General features: G+C 40.4%; 10 protein-coding genes. All 10 read left to right on the top strand.

All coding sequences use genetic code 11. From position 1 onward, the window contains the following. The first annotated feature begins 26 nt into the window (after positions 1 to 26). Positions 27 to 1,868 (top strand): RagB/SusD family nutrient uptake outer membrane protein, encoded by a 1,842-nt coding sequence (locus tag N7E81_RS01690; RefSeq protein WP_263051547.1) that lies wholly within the window; start codon positions 27 to 29, stop codon positions 1,866 to 1,868. A gap of 304 nt (positions 1,869 to 2,172) precedes the next feature. Then, the gene (locus N7E81_RS01685) at positions 2,173 to 4,521 is read left to right on the top strand and encodes a GH92 family glycosyl hydrolase (RefSeq protein WP_263051546.1); all 2,349 of its coding nucleotides are present in this window, start codon (positions 2,173 to 2,175) and stop codon (positions 4,519 to 4,521) included. Positions 4,522 to 4,556: 35 nt separating this feature from the next. Further along, a complete protein-coding gene (locus N7E81_RS01680) occupies positions 4,557 to 6,233 on the top strand; it encodes a hypothetical protein (RefSeq protein WP_263051545.1) in 1,677 nt (558 codons plus the stop codon). Positions 6,234 to 6,235: 2 nt separating this feature from the next. Further along, on the top strand, positions 6,236 to 7,555 hold the full coding sequence (locus tag N7E81_RS01675; RefSeq protein ID WP_263051544.1) for an alpha-L-fucosidase: 1,320 nt from the start codon (positions 6,236 to 6,238) through the stop codon (positions 7,553 to 7,555). 111 nt (positions 7,556 to 7,666) lie between these two features. Beyond that, positions 7,667 to 11,704 carry a hybrid sensor histidine kinase/response regulator gene (locus N7E81_RS01670; protein ID WP_263051543.1) on the top strand — a complete coding sequence of 1,346 codons (4,038 nt, stop codon included), beginning with the start codon at positions 7,667 to 7,669 and terminating at the stop codon, positions 11,702 to 11,704. Between the two features lie 81 nt (positions 11,705 to 11,785). After that, positions 11,786 to 13,111: a sugar porter family MFS transporter gene (locus N7E81_RS01665; protein WP_317624062.1), complete on the top strand. Its 1,326-nt coding sequence runs from the start codon at positions 11,786 to 11,788 to the stop codon at positions 13,109 to 13,111. A gap of 724 nt (positions 13,112 to 13,835) precedes the next feature. Further along, positions 13,836 to 15,473, top strand: coding sequence for a family 43 glycosylhydrolase (locus N7E81_RS01660; RefSeq protein ID WP_263051542.1), 1,638 nt, complete (start codon positions 13,836 to 13,838; stop codon positions 15,471 to 15,473). Positions 15,474 to 15,539: 66 nt separating this feature from the next. Next, entirely contained in the window at positions 15,540 to 17,945 is a 2,406-nt protein-coding gene (locus tag N7E81_RS01655) for a glycoside hydrolase family 95 protein (RefSeq protein ID WP_263051541.1), read from the top strand. A gap of 299 nt (positions 17,946 to 18,244) precedes the next feature. Further along, complete coding sequence (locus N7E81_RS01650) at positions 18,245 to 18,862, top strand: RNA polymerase sigma factor (RefSeq protein ID WP_317624061.1); 618 nt, start codon at positions 18,245 to 18,247, stop codon at positions 18,860 to 18,862. A 62-nt stretch (positions 18,863 to 18,924) separates the two neighbouring features. Continuing rightward, entirely contained in the window at positions 18,925 to 19,977 is a 1,053-nt protein-coding gene (locus N7E81_RS01645) for a FecR family protein (protein ID WP_263051540.1), read from the top strand. Positions 19,978 to 20,128: the final 151 nt, after the last annotated feature.

Raw genomic sequence — 20,128 nt, 5'->3', positions numbered from 1 at the left:
TATTTCCAACAGCAAAATTTTATAAAATGAAAACAATTAATAGACAATATATAATAGCACTGGTACTTCTGACTTTGTTCAGTACCAGTTGCGAGGATTTTTTAGATGAGAATTCGGTTTCTTATCAGACCACAGATAATTATTATGTCACAGAGCAAGGGTTCGAAGACCTTGTCCGCTCAAACTATACTAAGCTTAGAGAGATACACAAAGAGCGTGATTTAGTATTGCTGGGTACTGATTTGTTCACAAAACAATCTTGGGATGAAGCGGGAAGCGGAAATCAGGGTAGTGAATTAAACGCTTACGATACTCGTTTTACTCCTAATGTAGATGCGGCTGCTAATCTGTGGGATTTGCTTTATAGTCAAATTGCCAGAACCAACACGGCGATCTCCAGAAAGGACGGTGTTGAAGAAATGGATGCAAACCTTTTAGCCATTAGAGTGGGGGAGGCCAAATTCCTAAGAGCACTTTCTTATTTCTACGCCGTGCAACAGTGGGGTGATATCCCAATGCCTTTAGAAGAGGTAACTACTGCAACTAGGGAAGTAACCAAAGTGCCTGCGGCACAGGTTTATGATCAAATTATTATGGACTTGGAAGAAGCAGCTGCAATATTGCCTACTAAAGGCAATACAGATTATGGTAGGGCCACAAAAGGTGCTGCACAGTTTCTTTTGGCCAGAGTTCATTTGACCAGAGGATGGAATTTCGACAATTCACTGGGAGGAACTTCAGCTGATTTCAATAAGGCGGTTGAATATGCAGATTTGATCATAGCAGATTATCCGTTGGAGTCAAATTATAGCAATTTATTCCCGCTTCACGCGGAAAATCCACTGGAGGAAACTTTCCCTAGTCAGAATGATAAAAGTGCTGAAATTGTTTTTGCCGTACAATACAGCGACAATATTTTGACAAACGGCAGTGACAATGACGAGCCTAGTGAGTATCAGATAGGCAATGATTACCACTCTATTTTCGGTGGAGAAACGCAAAGCATTCCAGGTTCTTTAGGAAGAACAACCCATTATAATGCTTATGGTACTAGGTTTCGTTATATCGTTACCCCTGCTACTTATAGATTGTTCGATCCGCAAATGGATACCAGATATCATCACAACTTCTTAGAAGCCATGTATGCGCTGAGCGATGTGGATGATTTTGTGCCAGACCTTGATGACCCTGGTACTACAATCAATATTACGACTGGCGATACTGTGTTGTATTTTCCTCCATGGAACAATCCTGTAACTAATGCTGAGAAAGGCATGGATGTAGGAGGTAGCAAACCTTACGCAGTGCTGAATTTGGATGAAATAGCTATCAATCCGTCTACCCCTTATCATTTGGAGGATCAAACCCCATTGATGTGGAAGTTTTTCGAGCCAGGTCTCCCATATGATGAAGCGCAAGGCACATTTGATTTGGCACTTTTCCGTTCTGCCGAAGCTTATTTGATCGCAGCTGAAGCAATACTGAAGGGAGCATCAAACGGCGATCTGGGTGGTGCTGAGGCCTACTACAATACGATAGTTGACAGAGCGCTTGGAGTGAATGCAGGAAGTGATCCGATGCGAGCACAAGAGCCAGCCAACTTGGCTTCTCTAGCTGAGGTGTCTTACCGAGCAAATGGAAACTTGGATATTGACATGATCTTGGATGAGCGCGCAAGAGAATTGCTGGGTGAATATAGCCGATGGTTTGATTTGAAAAGAACTGAAAAACTGGTTGAGCGTACGTCATTAATGAACCCTTGGACAGCAGCATTGGGCCAGTTGTCTAACGGTCACTATTTGCGTCCAATTCCTCAGAAAGAGATTGATAGATCATCTCCTTCAATTTCTCAAAATGACGGGTACTAATATTTGAACGCATAATTGAATTTTTATGAAGGGGATTGTTCCTCCCTTCATAAAAATTCACCTTAAAAGATGTACACGTATTTGATTCAATGACTTTTAGAATCAACTACAAGCAAACACTTGACCAGTTGGTTAAGGTCATGTTTACTCGGGATATCAAAACATTGTTGACAGAATAATTAGTAATAGGTTTTGAGTGTTGTATAAAAAGGCAGGTTGAATATTGCCTGTCTTTTTACACACCTGCTTTGACCATTCAATTACTGTAAAATTTTAATTCTGCTGTAGTATCTATTTTATTAATATGAATAATAATAAGTTATATGTTCGGTTATTTGTCTGCTTGATTTTAGGGCTATTCGCTTCCTGTATTGAGAAAGCAATAACGAAGGATAGTTTTTCTTCTTCTACATCTGTATCTGATCAGGTGTATCCGATGCTCGATACGGAGAATTCCCGATGGTTTTTCTTTTCGTCAGCAAGCAGGCCATTTGGCATGACAAACCTCAGCCCAGATACAGAAATTGACGGCGCATGGGGGAGTGGGTACCGGTATAAAACAGATACAGTAAAAGGGTTTAGCCATATTCATGCTTGGCAAATGTCTGGTGTATCGGTGATGCCAGTCACTATTTCAGCAGCCAACCAAAAGACTATCTACGAGGACTTTTATTCGAAATTCAACCATCAAACCGAAAAAATATCACCAGGATACCATTATGTAGAACTTGATAGGTATCAGATTAAATCAGAATTAACCAGTTCAACGCGTGTCGGATTTCATCAATATACTTTTCCAAAAGGTTCGAATCCTGCCATTTTATTTAATCTCAATACCATGCTGGGTCCGTGCGAAAATTTTGACGGAGAGTTGACAAAAAACACTAATAGAGAGCTTTCAGGTAAAGTAGTGATGAAGCCTACGCATAGAAGACCCAAGCCAGTCACCGTTTTTTTCAAAGTAACCTTAAGTACAGATATAGTATCTATAGATCAAGATAAGAAAACTGGAAACTATTTGGTAAACCTCACCAACCCAAACCATAGTGAAGTCCTCATGAAAGTAGGTATATCATACACTTCTGTTGAAAATGCGAATCATAACCTTCAAGAAGAAATACCTCATTGGGATTTTGAAGAAGTCGTATTTCAATCCCAAAAAGAATGGAATGGTTTGTTGGGTAGAATCAAAGTAGAAGGAGGCACAGAAACTGATCGAAGAAGATTTTACACAGATCTATGGCATGCCCTGCAGGGCAGGAGAATCATCAGTGATGCAAATGGAGCATACCCTGACAATACAGGGGACGAATTTAGAGTAGGCCAATTGCCCCTCGATGACAGCGGAAAACCGAAATTCAATCATTACAATTCCGATTCATTTTGGGGAGCTCAGTGGACCATCAACACACTCTGGGGACTTGTGTATCCAGAAATCAAAGAGGAATTTGTTCATTCGCTTTTGCAATATCAAAAAGATGGAGGTTTGATTCCTAGAGGGCCTTCTGGAGGAAATTACACTTATGTAATGACGGGTTCATCTAGTACGCCATTTATCGTGAGTGCTATTCAGGAGGGTTTGATCACAGAGGATCTAGAAAGTATATATCAAGCCTTGAAAAAGAACCATATGGTGGGTGGCATCATGGAAAAGGCCGGTTATGAGCACAGCACCAGTTACGGAGGGGGCTTCAAATACTATGTAGAAAATGGTTATGTCCCATATCCGATACCCGAAGGGGAGTTTGGCGGTCATCAAGAAGGAGCAGGCCTGACAATGGAATATGCTTATCAAGATTGGACACTTGCACAATTGGCCAAGAAGCTGGGGCATCGGAACGATTATAATTATTTCATGAAACGCTCCGAAAACTTCAAGAACGTCTATGATCAAAGTACAGGGTGGATGCGTCCTAAAAATGTAAAAGGCGAGTGGTATGAAAACTTCGATCCCTATCAGCATAGAGTGGGTTTTGTGGAGGCCAACAGTGCACAGGCTACCTGGTTTGTCCCTCATGATTTGCCAGGATTGGCCACACTCATGGGAGGCAATGAGGAAGCAGTAGAAAAGCTAAACAAACAATTTGATGAAGCTAATAAAATGGGCTTTACGGCAGGTACTTCTCACGACGTAGAAGAACACCCAGAGTATAGAAAAATTCCTATTAATTATGGCAATCAGCCATCTATTCAGACAGCCTATATTTTCAATAAGTTAGGCAGACCAGACCTGACTCAGTACTGGGCTCGCATGGTGGTCGAAAAAACATTCAGTGGCTTGTCTCCTTCTACCGGGTATAATGGAGACGAAGACCAAGGGCTAATGGGGAGTCTGGCGGTATTAATGAAAATGGGTCTGTTTCAAATGAACGGAGGTGTAGACGATGATCCAGTGTATCAAATAGGTAGTCCTGTTTTTGATAAAATCAGTATAACACTGAACCCAGAATATTATTCCAATGCTACGTTTAGCATAGCGTCCATAGACAACAGCGAAGAAAATTTATATGTGGATTCCGTGATGCTAAATGATCAACCACTTCAGGGGTATGAGATTCGTCATAGTCAAATCACAGCAGGAGGAAAGCTGACACTTCAAATGTCTAACAATCCTAAAATGAGCTTTGAGGTTGAAAAGGCTCAAATTAAATAACTCTTCACTCAAACCTGAGCTACTAAATAGGGTTTATGCCAGCTAAAAAAACAATAAAGTACCTACTCGTGATGCCAATTGGCATATTGCTTTTATTGATTGTATTCAATAATAAGCAGCTTAAATCACAGAGTTTTGGTGTGATAAAATACCGTGATTTTGAAATGGCTCCGGGGAATGTCGCCGTCCCGTATCACAGAACCCTCGAATGGGAAAAAGAGTCTGCATTTGCCGATAGCATCTACCAGGTCTTTGCCGATATGCCAATTACCGAAGAGATGCTATGGAGAAAGGGGGCTACCACTCGGATTCTTTTGGCTAGGTTGATGCTGAAGCAAAATGTGTCAGGGGTCAATGAAATTTTACAAAAAATGACCGTTTGGGGAAATTGCGGTTCGTCATGGTTTATGAACCCAAAGGGAGACTATGATTTTCCACTCACCATCCTGACGACAATATTTTGGAAATTTGGAGACCAACCTGATGTCATTTACCCAGATACCAAAAAACACCTATTGAATGTTTTATTGTCTGAGGATGGTGGTAAATTCAGCTATACGGCACCTAAAACCCTAGGGTTAGTCTTCGAAACCGAAAACCACATGCTGATGACTGAAGGTTCGAGATACTTGAAAAACAGATGGATCAGACAGCACGGAAATTCAGACAGCTATTACGACAACGTGCAAAATGGCATGGAAGAAAAGCTTTTATCCTTAATGAATGAAATGAAAACTAACGGCCTGTACGAGTTCAACTCCATTCCTTATATAGGATACACGATTACTGCCTTGCTCAACCTCGAAGCATTCGCCGCTGAAAAAGTGAGCAAAACGGCTCGAGATGTGCTTGATTATATCAACTGGAGTTATGCCCTGAGTAGTTTCAATTTGAAGCATTTCCCTCCGATGCGCAGGAGATACGAAAAGGCCAGCATCCAAGAACTTACTACCGACTATCATTCCGGGTTTATCAAATCATGGTTGAGCTATTCAGACATTAAAAATTATGATAAAAATATAGGAGCAGCAGGCCGACATGCTTTGATGGGAGCTGTGATGCCGTACCGTCCGTCTGATCGGTTTGTTGAAATGCTGTTCGAGAAGCAGGAGGGGTATTTTGTACGCCAGGGTCATGGGCCTGAGGGCTCACCAGAGATCAGCAGTGCAGGAAAGCATTTTATGATAAGTGCAGGAGGAGTAAACAGGGGCAAAAAGTCACAAATCGTAGCCAGACCTATTTGTCTATTTCTGGACGACCGCACTGACCACCTTTCAGAAGTATTTCATCTCTCAGGCCCTGGCGATGATTTTATGCAGTGGAACAATACTGGCGTATATAAAAAATTCGCCTGTGCCGCAGGCCCTGTGTCCATTCCCAAGGATATGCAGGCAGTAGCCAAATCGGGAAATTGGTCTTGTTATACAGGAGCTCATAATATATCGATCGTGGTTTTCTCCGAAAATGACCTTGGCATATTGGTCGTGTTTGAGGATGTAGACCCTTCTGTTATTTTCGAAGAAGTTTTGAAAAGCAATCCTAATGCTGAGCTGTTAGCTGGTCAATTCAAATTTCCTGACGGCTCATGGCTGAAGTACGACGTAAAAGCCGAAAAAAATCAATGGGTGATGAAGTCTGAGGATGGACAATCTCTGGATAGAGATTTTGATTCCTGGCCATTGATAGAAGGGAAGTTTAATAACGTGGATTAAATATGATCGAATACAAAAAATACCTATTAGCAGTATTACTGAGCTTCATAAGCATCTCAGTTTTTAGTCAACTAAAAAATAAGCCAGAATTAAACGAACAGTTTATGGACATGGGTTTTGGGATATTTGTTCATTGGAGTGTGGATTCGCAGCTAGGTAGTGTGATCAGTCATTCTATGGTGGGGGCTTCGGACGATTATGTACAGCGCTACATGAACGACCTGCCAAAAACTTTTTATCCCAACAAATTTGACCCAGACGAATGGGCCAGGTTGTTTAAACTTACTGGCGCAGAGTATGTGGTGTTCACCGCCAAGCATCATAACGGGTTTTGTATGTGGGATACAGAAACCACAGATTTCAACATCATGAATACGCCTTACGGCAAAGACATCACGGGCATGTTGGTGAAGTCTTTAAGGAAACATGGGCTGAAAGTGGGGCTGTATTTCTCTCCAGAAGATTTTAGTTTTATATACAAACAGGGGCATCTGATCTCAAGGAAAGGGCCGATGACTCAGGTGACAAAAAATGAAGAATTATTTGAATATGCCAAAGATCAGGTGGATGAACTATTCACCAATTATGGCAAAATCGATATCGCATTTTTTGATGCCTTTTCTAATGGCAACCTTGTACAATATGTCCATGAAAAGTATCCAGATATTGTAATCACCAGAGGGGAAATGAATACGCCAGAGCAAAAAATTCCTGATGCGCCCATGCCTGGGCCATGGGAGACCTGCATGACCATGGGGACGCAGTGGGCATACAAACCTACCAATGAGGAGTACAAAGACGGTGGTGAATTAATCAACAAACTAATAGAAATACGAGCCAAGGGAGGCAATTTTTTAATGAACGTAGGACCTAAACCCAACGGAGAAATTCCCATCGAACAAGAAGAGCGCTTACGCGAAATGGCACTTTGGATGTTTATCAATAACGAAGCTGTAAAGAATGTAAGAACAGTGCCAAGTGTAATCAGAGAAGGTGATCTGTGGTTTACCAAAGCCAAAGATGAAAACACCGCTTATGTATTTATCACCAACCAACCCGAATGGTTCAAAGGAAAGAGACGATTGTTTTTTACTGAAAGTATAAAACCGACAAAGAAGACTGAAATATCTGTGTTGGGGCAAAATGATTTAGTGGTAGAGTATTCGCCAAAAAACAATCCTAAGTCAAAATTTACAGTCCAGGAAAACGGCAATTTACAATTGTCGATTACTAGAGCACAGCGGGTGTATAACAACAAAATCTGGCCAAATCCTATAGTGGTGAAGCTGACAAATGTGGAGTTTGTGGACGAGGAAAAATAATCTAAATTGAATGAAGACTAAATTTATGTGTAAAGCGTATATCGGCATCTTGAGCCATTTCCGATACCATAAAGAAACCGCTAGATTACTGGGTTTAAAGAAAGCATGTAGATGAAAAAACATTTAGTCATATCCATTTTATTGACCGTTTCATTTTTGTACGCTGAGTCTCAGAGTATAAAATTTGAGCACTACAATGATAAGGATGGACTATCTCATAATTCTATCAGACATATTGTTCAAGACAACCAAGGCTTTCTCTGGTTGGGCACTTTTCATGGACTCAACCGTTTTGATGGATTCCAATTTCAAAACTACTTGAGTTATGATCAAGGAAATAATACCATACACGACGATGACATTACGGCCTTATCGCTAGATAGTACAGCAAACAGTTTGTGGATAGGAACGCGCGAAGGCTTATCTCATTTACAAATCGATACGCATGTATTCACCACTTACCTTTCAGATAGTAAAGACCCTAATAGCTTACCAGACGAGGAAATAAGATCAGTCTATCTGGATAAATTTAATCGTGTCTGGGTAGGCACCAAGGATGCTGGTCTTTATTTGTTTGAGCCTGATAAAAATACGTTTACCAAAGTTCCGCTAGAAGGGTTTAACTACGTCAAGGCGATTTATGAAGATTCAAAAGGAAACATTTGGGTAGGAGCATATGAAACGGGCGGAGTAGCTAAAATCAGACTTGGAAGCACAGGAATCATCTCAGAAATCGAATACTTCACCTTGTCGATACCAGGATCCACCGCAACAAACCCTTATTTATATTTTGTATATGAGGATGATAAAGGGGATGTTTTTGCAGGGACACGAGAAGGTCTTTATAAACATGATAAAGTTCACAATGATTTCGTGAATTTATATATTTCGGATAATGAAGTAAGGGACAAGTTGGGACCCTATTTTTCTTGTGTGGCACAAGCTCCCGATGGTAAATATTGGGTGGGTACGCTCGGTGGTTTGTTAGTTTGTGATAACCTGGAAGGTATATCCAAGGGAGATTTTCAATGGTATTATTCGATATTGTCTGAAGACAAATCTTTGGTAGACAATTTGATCTCGGCGCTTTATTTTGATCCGTCGGGCGTCTTGTGGATCGGGACGGAAGAGGGGCTAGATAAGTATGACCCCTACGAAAATCAATTTAAAATCAATAAAGACATATCCAAGTATATAGACAATCAAGCACCTAGAATTAGAGGGTTTTCAAAGACCAGTAAAAATGAAATCATCGTAGCTACCAGACACAACGGACTTTTTATTTCAGATCATGGGGATTTTGTGCCTTTATTCAATGAAAACTATGATATAGCCAGTATTTATTCTTACGACGGGGTCAACTTTTATTGTGGTCTTTGGAATGGGAAAATACTAGCTTATAATCATCTCCAAAAGCGATCAAAAATATTAGATGTAGGATTTAAAAACTCACCAGTTTTTAGTTTTCTAGAACTAGAAGATCAACTGGTGGTTTGCACTTTTGGAGAAGGGGCTTTGCTACTCGACAAGCACACCTTTAAGTCTTCAGTACATTTACTTCCTGGTATAGATGTCAAGAAGGTGACGATTGATGAGGGTAAAAACCTATGGTTTGCCACCGAAACGGGTGTGGTCAGGTATAATTTAGATTCAAGGGAGTCTTCTCATTTTAACGAAAATATCCAATCAAACACAGGTCTTCCTCATGACAATGTGAGTGATATTATCGTTGATTCCCGTGGATTAGTTTGGGCTGCCACTAGAGAGGGTTTGGGTGTTTTTGATCCAGAAGTAGGGGTGTTTAATCCCGTGTCAGAACCCAAGGAATTGAATGGTAAATGGGTAACAGATATTGTGGAAGACGCTAATGGTTATTTGTGGCTCAACATGAACAACAATAATATTTCCAGATATGATGTTGAAAATAAGCTGGCCAATATCTACCACGTCAATAGTGGAAACCGGTTAGATATATTTAGTTCCAGTGGGTTTTACAATTTCAATAATTCAAAGATTTATTTAGGAGGGAAAAATGGCGTGATTTATTTCTCCCCTTTGAGCATCAAGGAGAATGAATGGTCTTCTAAGCCCATAATAACCGAATTTAAAGTAAATAATAAACTGGTTTTGCCAGGGCTGGAACTAAACGGGCAAGTTCCTCTTTTAAAAGATCTCAACTACTCTAGGAACGTAAGCTTAAACTATAATAATCGAAACTTCTCTATTCAATTCTCAAATGTATCATTTACCAATCAGCGACTCAATACATTCGAATATATGCTAGAGGGATTCGATCGCGGTTGGATAGAAACTGGCAGCAACTCAAGAACGGTTCAGTATACCAATTTACTTTCTGGCAATTATAAGTTTAAAATTCGCTCCAGAAATAGCGATGGCAAATGGAGTGAAGTCTCTTCCTACAATATCAAGATATTGCCACCTTTTTGGGCAAGCAACAAAGGGATTGCATTGATATTTGTTCTCTTGGGCTTAATCGTTTATTTCGCTAGAAGGCAAGTCAAAGAAAGAATCAGGCTCAAGCAAGAGTTGCTTACGGAAAAAGTCCAAAGAGAGCGTGACGAAAAACTCAACAATGAAAAGCTCAGGTTCTTCACTAATATTTCTCATGAACTAAGGACACCGCTATCGCTTATACTAGGGCCAGTAAAGCAAATTTTGGAACACGAAAACAGCAATGATTTCACCAAAAACAAAGCCAGTCTCATCAGTCACAGTACCAATAGGTTGTTGAGGTTGGTCAATCAAATTCTTGATTTCAGAAGAGCCGAAGCAGGAGAGATCAAGTTGAAGGTTTCACAAGTAGACATCTTGCCAAACACCAATGATATTTTTTATTCATTCATAGAACTGGCTCAGTCAAAAAATATAAACTTCAATTTTAATGTCGAAGACGAATCGATCATCTGCTGGATCGATGTAGATAAGTACAACAAAATATTGTACAATTTACTTTCTAATGCGCTAAAGTTCACTAGCAGCCATGGTCATGTGGATTTGTTTGTAGGTGTAAAAGAAAATGACTCTAAAACACTGCTAATTGAAGTAAGCGATGATGGTATTGGTATACCTGAAGAGAGCCAGGAAAAAATATTTTCTAGGTTTTACCAAGCCAACAACAGTAAGGAAAGCACAACGGGGACAGGCATTGGCTTGTCGCTGGTAAAGTCGCTAGTAGATATTCATAAAGGCCATATATCGGTAAGGAGTACAACTAATTCTGGTAGCATATTTATGGTAGAGTTGCCCATCTCAAAAGATGCATTCGGTACCGAGGAGATTTCAAGTTTTATCGTCGAAAAGCAGGAAGCAGTTAGTTTAACGGTCACCAAGACATTAAACGCACGGGGTACAGAAATTGCTCCTAAATCCAACACAGATGTGAAGTCAACGGTGCTGGTCATAGATGACAATGCCGAACTTCGAAATTATGTCATGGAGTTTCTTTCGGGGCACTATAAAGTATATGGTGCCGAAAATGGAAAAGAGGGCTTAGAGCTATGTCGCAAAGTGAAACCAGTGATCTGTGTGGTAGATGTCATGATGCCTGTGATGGATGGGTTTGAATTTGTAGAGGCACTAAAAAGCGACGAGAAAATCAGTCATACAGCTGTGGTTTTGCTTACGGCTTTAGGTGAAAATGAGAATAAAATAAAAGGGTATAAAATCGGAGTGGATGGTTATTTAGTGAAACCCTTTGACCCTTCCTTGTTGAAATCAAGAATAGATAATATCATTAAAATTCGTCTTGATCTCAAACAGCAGTTTTCTGATGAAACAGAAAGTGATGTGATCAGTCTGGCACATTCACAGCTAGATATCGATCTGATCTCAAAAATAAAAGAAATCATAGAAGCAAATCTGGGGGATGCCAATTTGACCCCTGCCTTTTTATGCTCGGAATTAGCACTTAGTTCATCCAAGTTGTACAGGAAAATCACCGAACTCACAGACATGTCTCCCAATGAATTCATTAGAACCATACGGTTGAAAAAAGCGGCATTCCTATTGAAAAGTAAAAACTATAATGTATCCGAAGTAGCCAATACGGTTGGGTTTAATGACCCTCTTTACTTTAGTCGGCGATTTAAAAAGCAATTTGGCTATTCCCCGAGCGAATTAATTAAGTAATGTATTTAGTCCTGGATGGCCAGATTATAATTCCAGACTTACATACACAAGAGTCCATTTTTTATAAATAGAATGATCAAGATGCAAAAAAATATACTTTATTATTCCATCGTCGTAGCGATGGCCGGATTCCTTTTTGGGTTCGACACAGTGGTAATATCGGGAGCTAATCTCCCAATAAAAGAGGCATGGAATACCACACCTTGGTTTCATGGTACTTTCATCATGTCCATGGCGCTTTGGGGGACTGTTGTCGGTTCTTTGATGGGAGGGATTCCTTGTCAATCCATCGGCAGAAAAAACACCTTAATATGGGTTGGTGTTCTCTATTTTGTTTCGGCTCTAGGGTCAGGATTGGCACCAGATCCTTATAGCTTTTCATTCTTTAGGTTTATCGGAGGGCTAGGAGTAGGAGCCTCTACGGTAGCCGCACCCACCTATATTTCTGAAATTTCTACTGCGCAAAATAGGGGTAAATTGGTAGCGCTATACCAGTTCAATTTAGTGCTTGGGATTTTGGTAGCTTTTATTTCCAATTACCTATTGAAAGGCTTTGATGGAGCAAATGATTGGAGATGGATGCTTGGCGTGGAGGCTATTCCAGCGGCTATTTATGCCGTATTTGTATTTTCTATACCCAAAAGTCCAAGATGGTTAGTTTTGGTGAAAAAGGATTTGAAAGCGGCTAGAGAAGTATTCACCAAGATTGGTGTTACTAATATTGACGAGGAAATCGAGCAAATCAATACCCCTGAGCCTGAAAGTGAAGTGAAGAAGTCCTTCTTGATGAAATACAAGACACCGCTGATTCTTGCCTTTTTGATCGCATTTTTCAATCAGCTGTCGGGTATCAATTTCGTGCTTTACTATGCGCCAGAAATTTTAGAAATCGCAGGCTTGGCATCTCGAGAATCTCTTTATAACTCCATAGCGATCGGGGGCATCAATCTGGTCTTCACCATGCTCGGTATGGTGTTGATAGATAAAGCCGGGAGAAAGCAACTCATCGTACTAGGATCCATAGGTTATATAGCTAGTCTATGCATGATCGCCATTTCATTTTATTTCGAGTTGGGGTCGGTGGTGTTGTTATGTTCTATTTTGGTATTCATAGCCTCTCATGCCATCGGTCAGGGTGCTGTGATTTGGGTGTTTATCGCAGAAATATTCCCTAACAACATAAGAGCCTATGGACAGGCATTCGGTACAGGTACACACTGGGTATTTGCCGCGCTCATCACATTATTGGGGCCCGTAGTCATCGATTATTTCAAGGTAAGCCCATGGCCCATATTTGCATTTTTTGCTTTTATGATGGTGTTGCAGTTGATATTCGCTTTGTTTTACATGCCAGAAACGAAAGGAAAAACTTTGGAAGAATTAGAAGCTCAGCTGTCAGATCAATGATTTATTTAAGTCAGGTGCCCCATTGAAACCTGAAATACGGAATGCCCCCAACTTTACAGACTGATCCCCATTTTCATTGATTCATGATACGGATGGGTGTACACAAAAAGGAAGCCTTTTGAGCTTCCTTTTTTGTAGTCCGTAGGAGACTATTCAAATATTTTTTTCAGAGGTTTATTATCAAAAGATAAAACATTTAGCAAATCAATTTAGATGTTTTGTATGCCGTTTTGTTGGGTTTTCTTTAAGAAAACTGGCTAGCAGAAAATAGCTCCAATTCTTTTGCCAATTGAGTGATCGTGACATGTTTCCCCATTTCATAAAGGCGAATTGTACGCCTGTACATAGCAAATCTCATTCAGAAAGGCATAAAACTTTAGAGAAATGTTCAGAACGATATGGATGTAGGGTGTTAGATTTTTCAATTTCTGACTCTTAGTATCAAATAGGAGTTGTTAGGGAATTTGGAATACACGCGAATATTTATTGTTAGACCCTGATTTCAGGCAGGATATTGTTGATCTAGGGTTTATCTCATTTGCCATAAGAGTTAATGAAAGGTGAGAGAAAAACGATCATATCAATGGCTTACATAAACTGATAGGACCGTGACGCTCTTCTTTGCGCTGACACTTTCAAGACCCAAGGCCAGAATAAACCAAAAGCGATCATCGAAATCATAAGCTAACAACTAACCTAATTTTATTAATAATCAGATACTAAAATGAAAAACTTACAAAAACTATTTTCACTGTTTACTTTGATCTTACTTGTTTCATTTGGATCAAAAACTAACGCTCAAAAGCGTCGATCCAACCCATTTGTAAGTCACCTATTTACCGCCGATGCAACTGCCCGAGTATGGGAAGATGGGCGTCTATATGTCTACCCTTCTACAGATGTTGCCCCTTCTTCTGAGTGGTATGAAACCATGGACGGCTATCATATTTTCTCAACAGACGACATGATTACCTGGCAAGATCATGGCGAATTTCTTCATTCGAGAGATGTAGATTGGGGAACCGAAAAAGGTGGATTTATGTGGGCGCCAGACTGTGTCTACAAAGATGGAACATACTATTTTTATTTTCCTCATAAGAATAAAGAGATGGAATGGGAGCTGGGTTTAGCCACCAGTAAAAAGCCAGCGTCAGGATTTGAATTGCAAGGTATCGTGAAAGGGGGACTGACATATTGCGACCCAAATATTTTTATTGATGATGATGGCCAAACCTACCTATACGCCGTGGTGGATGCCAAGTGTTTTGCGGCTAAGCTGAAAGAAAACATGATGGAGATTGAAGGCGAGATGGTGCATCAGCAGGGCGTTGATGAGCACCGCGAAGGCCCCTTTGTTTTCAAGCGCGAAGGAAAATACTACATGATATATCCTGATCATAAGCGACCGTATAATGAGATGCAATATTCGATGAGTGACCATCCGCTGGGGCCATGGGAACCCAAAGGCTCGATCATGACTCACAACAGTATTATTACCATGCATGGTTCTGTAGTCGAATTTAAAGGGCAGTGGTATATTTTTTATCATAATGGAGAATTGTCCGGGGGTATAGAGACCAACCGTTCTATATGTTTCGACCCGATCTACTTTAATGAAGATGGTACTATACAAATGGTACAGAAGACCTTAGGAGTAGATCTGCCCACGTTCCACAACGACATCAACTTCAATAAAATGTTTGGTGCCTTACCAGAGGGAGAATATAATGAAGCAAAATTGCGAGAAAATGGGATTGAGCCAAATGCAGTGTCTTCGATTCAAATCCCAGAAGGCTACGTGGTTGAATGTTTTGAGCAAGATAACTTCAAGGGTAAATCCTGGCAATTTGAGGAAGACAGGATTGATTTGATTCCCATAGGATGCTCGGATGTGATTTCGTCTCTCAGGATTTCTAAATCGAATACAGAAAACTTGGTGAAAAATCCCTCTTTTGAAGTCTCAACACAAAAACTGGTGAAGTATTGGAGAAGCCAAACTGTACAGTGTACGAGTCAGTTGGACCCTACGGCTAAAGGCTACTATTCACTTCAATATAGCGGCAAAGGAAGTCCTAGTGAGGTCGTTCAGCAAGTGGAGGTTTTACCGAATACTGATTATGAGCTGAACGTACTTGTAAAAATCGATAAGGGCACTCGCGGCCAGGTCATATTTGATACAAAGGGAGCGTTTGATGAAACTTGTCGATTTGAGCTTGACGCCAAGACACGAGCTGGTGAATGGGTGGAGTTCAAAGGTACGTTCAACAGTGGCGAATCTTCCATGGTGCCATTGCGGTGTACTACCTCATCAGATTTCGACGGTGTGGGTTACTGGGATCATGTAGTCCTCAAAGCCAAGTAGCATGAATATTTTAATCAGGACAATAATGAATAAACAAGATTGGGGCGTGTTTTTAACAGCGCTACAATGAGCAGACTAAAAAATCTTTTTCGCTTATTTATAGGTTGTATGGTCGTTGTGCAAACTGCCGTAGCACAATCAACTACCGTACTCTGGTATGATGAAGCGGCAACTTGTTTTGAAGAGAGCTTGGTGCTTGGCAATGGCAAACTGGGTGCTTCGGTTTTTGGTGGGGTAGCCTCAGATCAGATTCATCTGAATGATGCTACCCTCTGGTCGGGCGAACCTGTAAACCCAAATATGAATCCAGACGCCCATACTTTTATCCCGCAGGTAAGAGAAGCTTTGAAAAATGAAGATTATGCACTGGCAGACCAACTAAACCGCAACGTTCAAGGAAAATTTACAGAGTCATACGCGCCTTTGGGGATGCTCATGATCAATTTTGAACATGAGGGAGAAGTAGAAAATTACTACCGCGAATTGGATATCAGCAAAGCTATTTCCAAGGCCACGTATCAGGTGGGCGGTGTGAATTATTCTCGTGAATACTTGGTTTCTCATCCCGATCGAATCATGGTAGTGAAGCTGACGGCTGATAAGAAAGCAGCACTTCATTTTAGTATAAAATTCAACAGTCTGTTGAAATACCATACGACCATAGAAAATGAAGTGCTAAAAGCCGATGGGTATGCACCGTATTATGTCGCGCACAATGTCCAGAAATATGTGGTAGACCCTGTACGCTTCGATGCGAACCGAGGCACACGCTTTTCCACTTACGTGAAAGCAGAAAATGAAGGTGGAAATTTGACCTATACAGATAGTTCGCTGGTGGTACACGGAGCCTCTGAAGCTACGCTTTATATTTCCATAGCGACAAGTTTTAATGGCTTCGATAAAGATCCGGCCAAAGAAGGGGTGGACAATGAGACCTTAGCTGATTATCAACTTTTTTCCGCTTTCAACAAGGGTTTTGATCTGATTAAGGAAAAGCACTTGGCCGATTATCAACCATTTTTTGACCGAGTGCAACTGAATCTGGGCAAAACTACCGCACCTTACCTGCCTACAGACGAACGCCTCAGGAGGTACTACCAAGGTGCAGAGGATAAAAACTTGGAAGTATTGTACTTTCAGTATGGTCGTTACTTGTTGATTTCCAGCTCTCGAACCAAAGGCGTTCCAGCTACCTTGCAAGGCATTTGGAATCTACAAATACAGCCGCCGTGGTGTAGCAATTATACCATGAATATTAATCTGGAAGAAAACTATTGGTTGGCCGAAACAGCTAATCTTTCTGAGTTTCATATGCCGTTACTCAGCTATATCGACAATCTCTCAAAGACAGGTGCGGTAACCGCGAAAACATTCTATGGCGTAGATAAAGGTTGGGCCGCCTGCCATTCTTCAGATATATGGGCCATGAGTAATCCTGTGGGTGATTTTGGAAATGGAAGTCCGCAATGGGCCAACTGGAACATGAGTGGGGCCTGGCTGGTGACGCATCTATGGGAGCATTTTCAGTTTACACAAGACAAAGATTTCCTGAAGAATGTAGCGTACCCTTTAATGAAAGGGTCAGCAGAGTTTTGTTTAAACTGGATGATAGAAGACAGCCAAGGCAATCTGATTACATCGCCATCCACTTCGCCAGAAAACACCTATTTGACCAATGGAGGATATAAGGGATATACGTTGTACGGAGCAACGGCTGACTTGGCCATGATTCGAGAAAGCTTCATGCAATTGATCAAAGCCTCAGAAATATTGGATATTGATGCAAATTTTAGGGCTGAATTGGAGGAGGCGTTGACGAAAATGCATCCCTACCAGATAGGTGAAAAGGGAAATTTACAAGAATGGTATCACGATTGGGAAGATGCTGACCCTCAGCACCGTCACCAGTCGCATCTATTTGGCCTATACCCAGGATATCATATTTCGCTTAATAATACCCCTGAATTGGCTGCCGCGTCTAAAAAAACACTAGAGATCAAAGGGGACGAATCAACCGGCTGGTCAAAAGGATGGAGGATCAACCTTTGGGCAAGATTGCAAGACGGAAATCATGCCTACAAAATGTATCGGACTTTGCTGCATTATGTAGAACCTTCGGTTTCAGATACCAATTACAACAATGGAGGAGGTACTTATCCTAACCTCTTAGATGCGCACCCTCCGTTTCAGATCGATGGCAATTTTGGAGGTGCTGCCGGCGTGGTAGAAATGTTGTTGCAATCTCACGAAGGCAATATTCATTTACTGCCTGCCTTGCCAGATGCATGGAGTGAGGGATCGGTGAGTGGATTGCGTGCCCGTGGTGGTTTTGAAATTGCTATGGAATGGAATGAAGGTCAATTGGTGAATGCTGAAATAAAGGCTAAAAAGGGAGGAAGAACTACTGTGAAATATAAGAATCAGGAACGAGAAATAGCGCTTGATCCTGGTCAGACGATATCATTAAAATGACAAATTTGGGGTTCGCGAATCACGATTTTCAACTAGGGAAGTCTCTAAACATGAGACTGTGGCTGGATGTGATGCTTAGAATCAATCTGAACACCTACAAGAAACAACAAAGCCGGAATAGTATCTACTCCGGCATCTTGTGTTCCAAGCAATTGAGAACGAGTATCGCCAAATACCTTGCCCTCAACTTGGATCAATTAACGATTAACTATAATCATGGGCAAAATTACAGTATTCTAATGATTATGTAGAACGGATGTAATCGTATTAATAGTATCTGAAGGAGTTTTTTTATATATTTGAGAAAGTGCGCTTTGTTTTCATTGAAGAATAATTACAGCATATCACCAGATTTCCAGTCGATAAAGAAGGGAGAAAAAGTATCAGACAGGCTTGTTTGGCACTCATGTAGAGAAGGAAATAAAAAGGCACTTGAGAGCATTTATGATAGTAATTATAATCTGTTGTTGAATGTCGGTTTCAAAATTGTTCCAATCCTAGAAGTTGTGGAAGATCATATTCAAGATCTTTTTTTGTATATCTGGAAAAACAGAACTTCAATAGAGATTAAATCTAATATGCGAGTCTACCTGTTAAAGTCGCTAAGGAATAATTTGATCAAGTATGCGCAAAAGACCAGAAACCTTACTTCAGACGAACACCTCAATCATATTCCTGAAAACACAATAGAAAATCAAAATGAGTTTGGTGGAGATGAGCTTAAGGTGCTCGTTGATAATCTCCCTCAGAAACAAATGGAAATCATTTATTTGAAGTTCTTTCAAAATTTTGAAGGTGCAGAAATAGCCGAAATAATGAATATTTCTATAGGGACGGCCTATAATTTATTGTCAAGAGCCATCCGGAATCTCAAGAAGAACGCTGGCCTATTAACAGTATTTTGCATTTTTATTTGAAAAAAATCTATTTAGGGTATGAGATTTTTCTATTTCTGACTCTTAGTATCAAAGAAGAGTTATTGAAAAATTTAGAGCACATACAAAAATTATTATTAGACCCTGATTTTAGGCAGCGTATTGTCGATCTGGGGTTTGATGCCCAATTGCCATTCGAGTTAATTGCAGAGTACAATTCCTACACCAAGAAGGAGCTAGAGTTAGCTAGACAAATGATCAAGTCAAATCAGCTCCCTGCTGAATGGACACGAGAAGAAAACAAGCCAAAACTCTGGGATAGAATTATTACTGAGGTAGATGCCTTAGATCCCGTTGATGATGAGCAAAGTTATGCTACGTGGAAGGTCAAGAAGAATCGTTTATTCATTAGTCAGTTCATTCGGTATGCTGCTGTTGTGGCTGGATTACTTATAGGAGGGTATTGGATTTATTCTGACATAAAGGTGAAGACAGTAGCAACAGCCGAAAAAGATGTCGTTATTGTAAAAAGAAATCCCTCTGGTCAAAAGTCAAAAATCCACTTGTCGGATGGGAGTATAGTGCACCTTAACGCAGAAAGTGAAATCAAATATGTGAAGGGGTTTACCAACGAAAAAAGAGAGATTCTCCTGAATGGCGAAGCGTATTTTGAAGTGGCCAAAGATGTAGATCGACCATTTACTGTGATATCTAGGTCGGTATCTACAACTGCACTCGGTACATCATTTAACGTCAATTCCTTCACTAAGGACGTGCATGTGGCTTTGGTAGAAGGCAGTGTAGAGGTAAAATCAATGGTATCAGATGATAAATTGATTTTAAAACCTGATGAATCAGTAGTTTACAAACCAGCAACTGGAGCGTTTGAACATAGCACGAAATCAGTTGAAGAGTTGGCTATGTGGCGGCAGAGCATCCTATCCTTTGATGAAACACCTCTTGATGAAGTTATAATAACATTAAACAGATGGTATGCAGTTGATATCACATGTTCTGATACCGAGAAACAGAAGCGGTTGAGTCTTAGTGGTAAATTTAAGAACCAGTCACTGGATCATGTATTGAATAATATCGGGCATTCTCTCGATTTTGACTATGTCATCGAAGGACAAGCCGTAACCTTAAAATTTAAATAATTGCCTATGAAATAAACCCTATAAGCCAGCATCATTTCCTATCGCCAAAAAATTATCAGGAATATGATGTATGGATCAACTAACGATTAAACTATAATTAAACTATTTTATGAAAAGCAAAATTTTACAAAACCTGATAGTTTTGAGTAAA

It is taken from the genome of Reichenbachiella carrageenanivorans (genome assembly GCF_025639805.1).
Classification (GTDB): Bacteria; Bacteroidota; Bacteroidia; order Cytophagales; family Cyclobacteriaceae; genus Reichenbachiella; species Reichenbachiella carrageenanivorans.
This window is presented reverse-complemented; position numbering and strand designations above follow the sequence as displayed.

What these genes read in the sequence shown, in the direction of transcription:
- N7E81_RS01690 (WP_263051547.1), top strand. Translation starts at nt 27, where the DNA reads ATGAAAACAATTAATAGACAATATATAATAGCACTGGTACTTCTGACT.
- N7E81_RS01665 (WP_317624062.1), top strand. Translation starts at nt 11,786, where the DNA reads ATGCAAAAAAATATACTTTATTATTCCATCGTCGTAGCGATGGCCGGA.
- N7E81_RS01680 (WP_263051545.1), top strand. Translation starts at nt 4,557, where the DNA reads ATGCCAGCTAAAAAAACAATAAAGTACCTACTCGTGATGCCAATTGGC.
- N7E81_RS01660 (WP_263051542.1), top strand. Translation starts at nt 13,836, where the DNA reads ATGAAAAACTTACAAAAACTATTTTCACTGTTTACTTTGATCTTACTT.
- N7E81_RS01670 (WP_263051543.1), top strand. Translation starts at nt 7,667, where the DNA reads ATGAAAAAACATTTAGTCATATCCATTTTATTGACCGTTTCATTTTTG.
- N7E81_RS01685 (WP_263051546.1), top strand. Translation starts at nt 2,173, where the DNA reads ATGAATAATAATAAGTTATATGTTCGGTTATTTGTCTGCTTGATTTTA.
- N7E81_RS01675 (WP_263051544.1), top strand. Translation starts at nt 6,236, where the DNA reads ATGATCGAATACAAAAAATACCTATTAGCAGTATTACTGAGCTTCATA.
- N7E81_RS01655 (WP_263051541.1), top strand. Translation starts at nt 15,540, where the DNA reads ATGAGCAGACTAAAAAATCTTTTTCGCTTATTTATAGGTTGTATGGTC.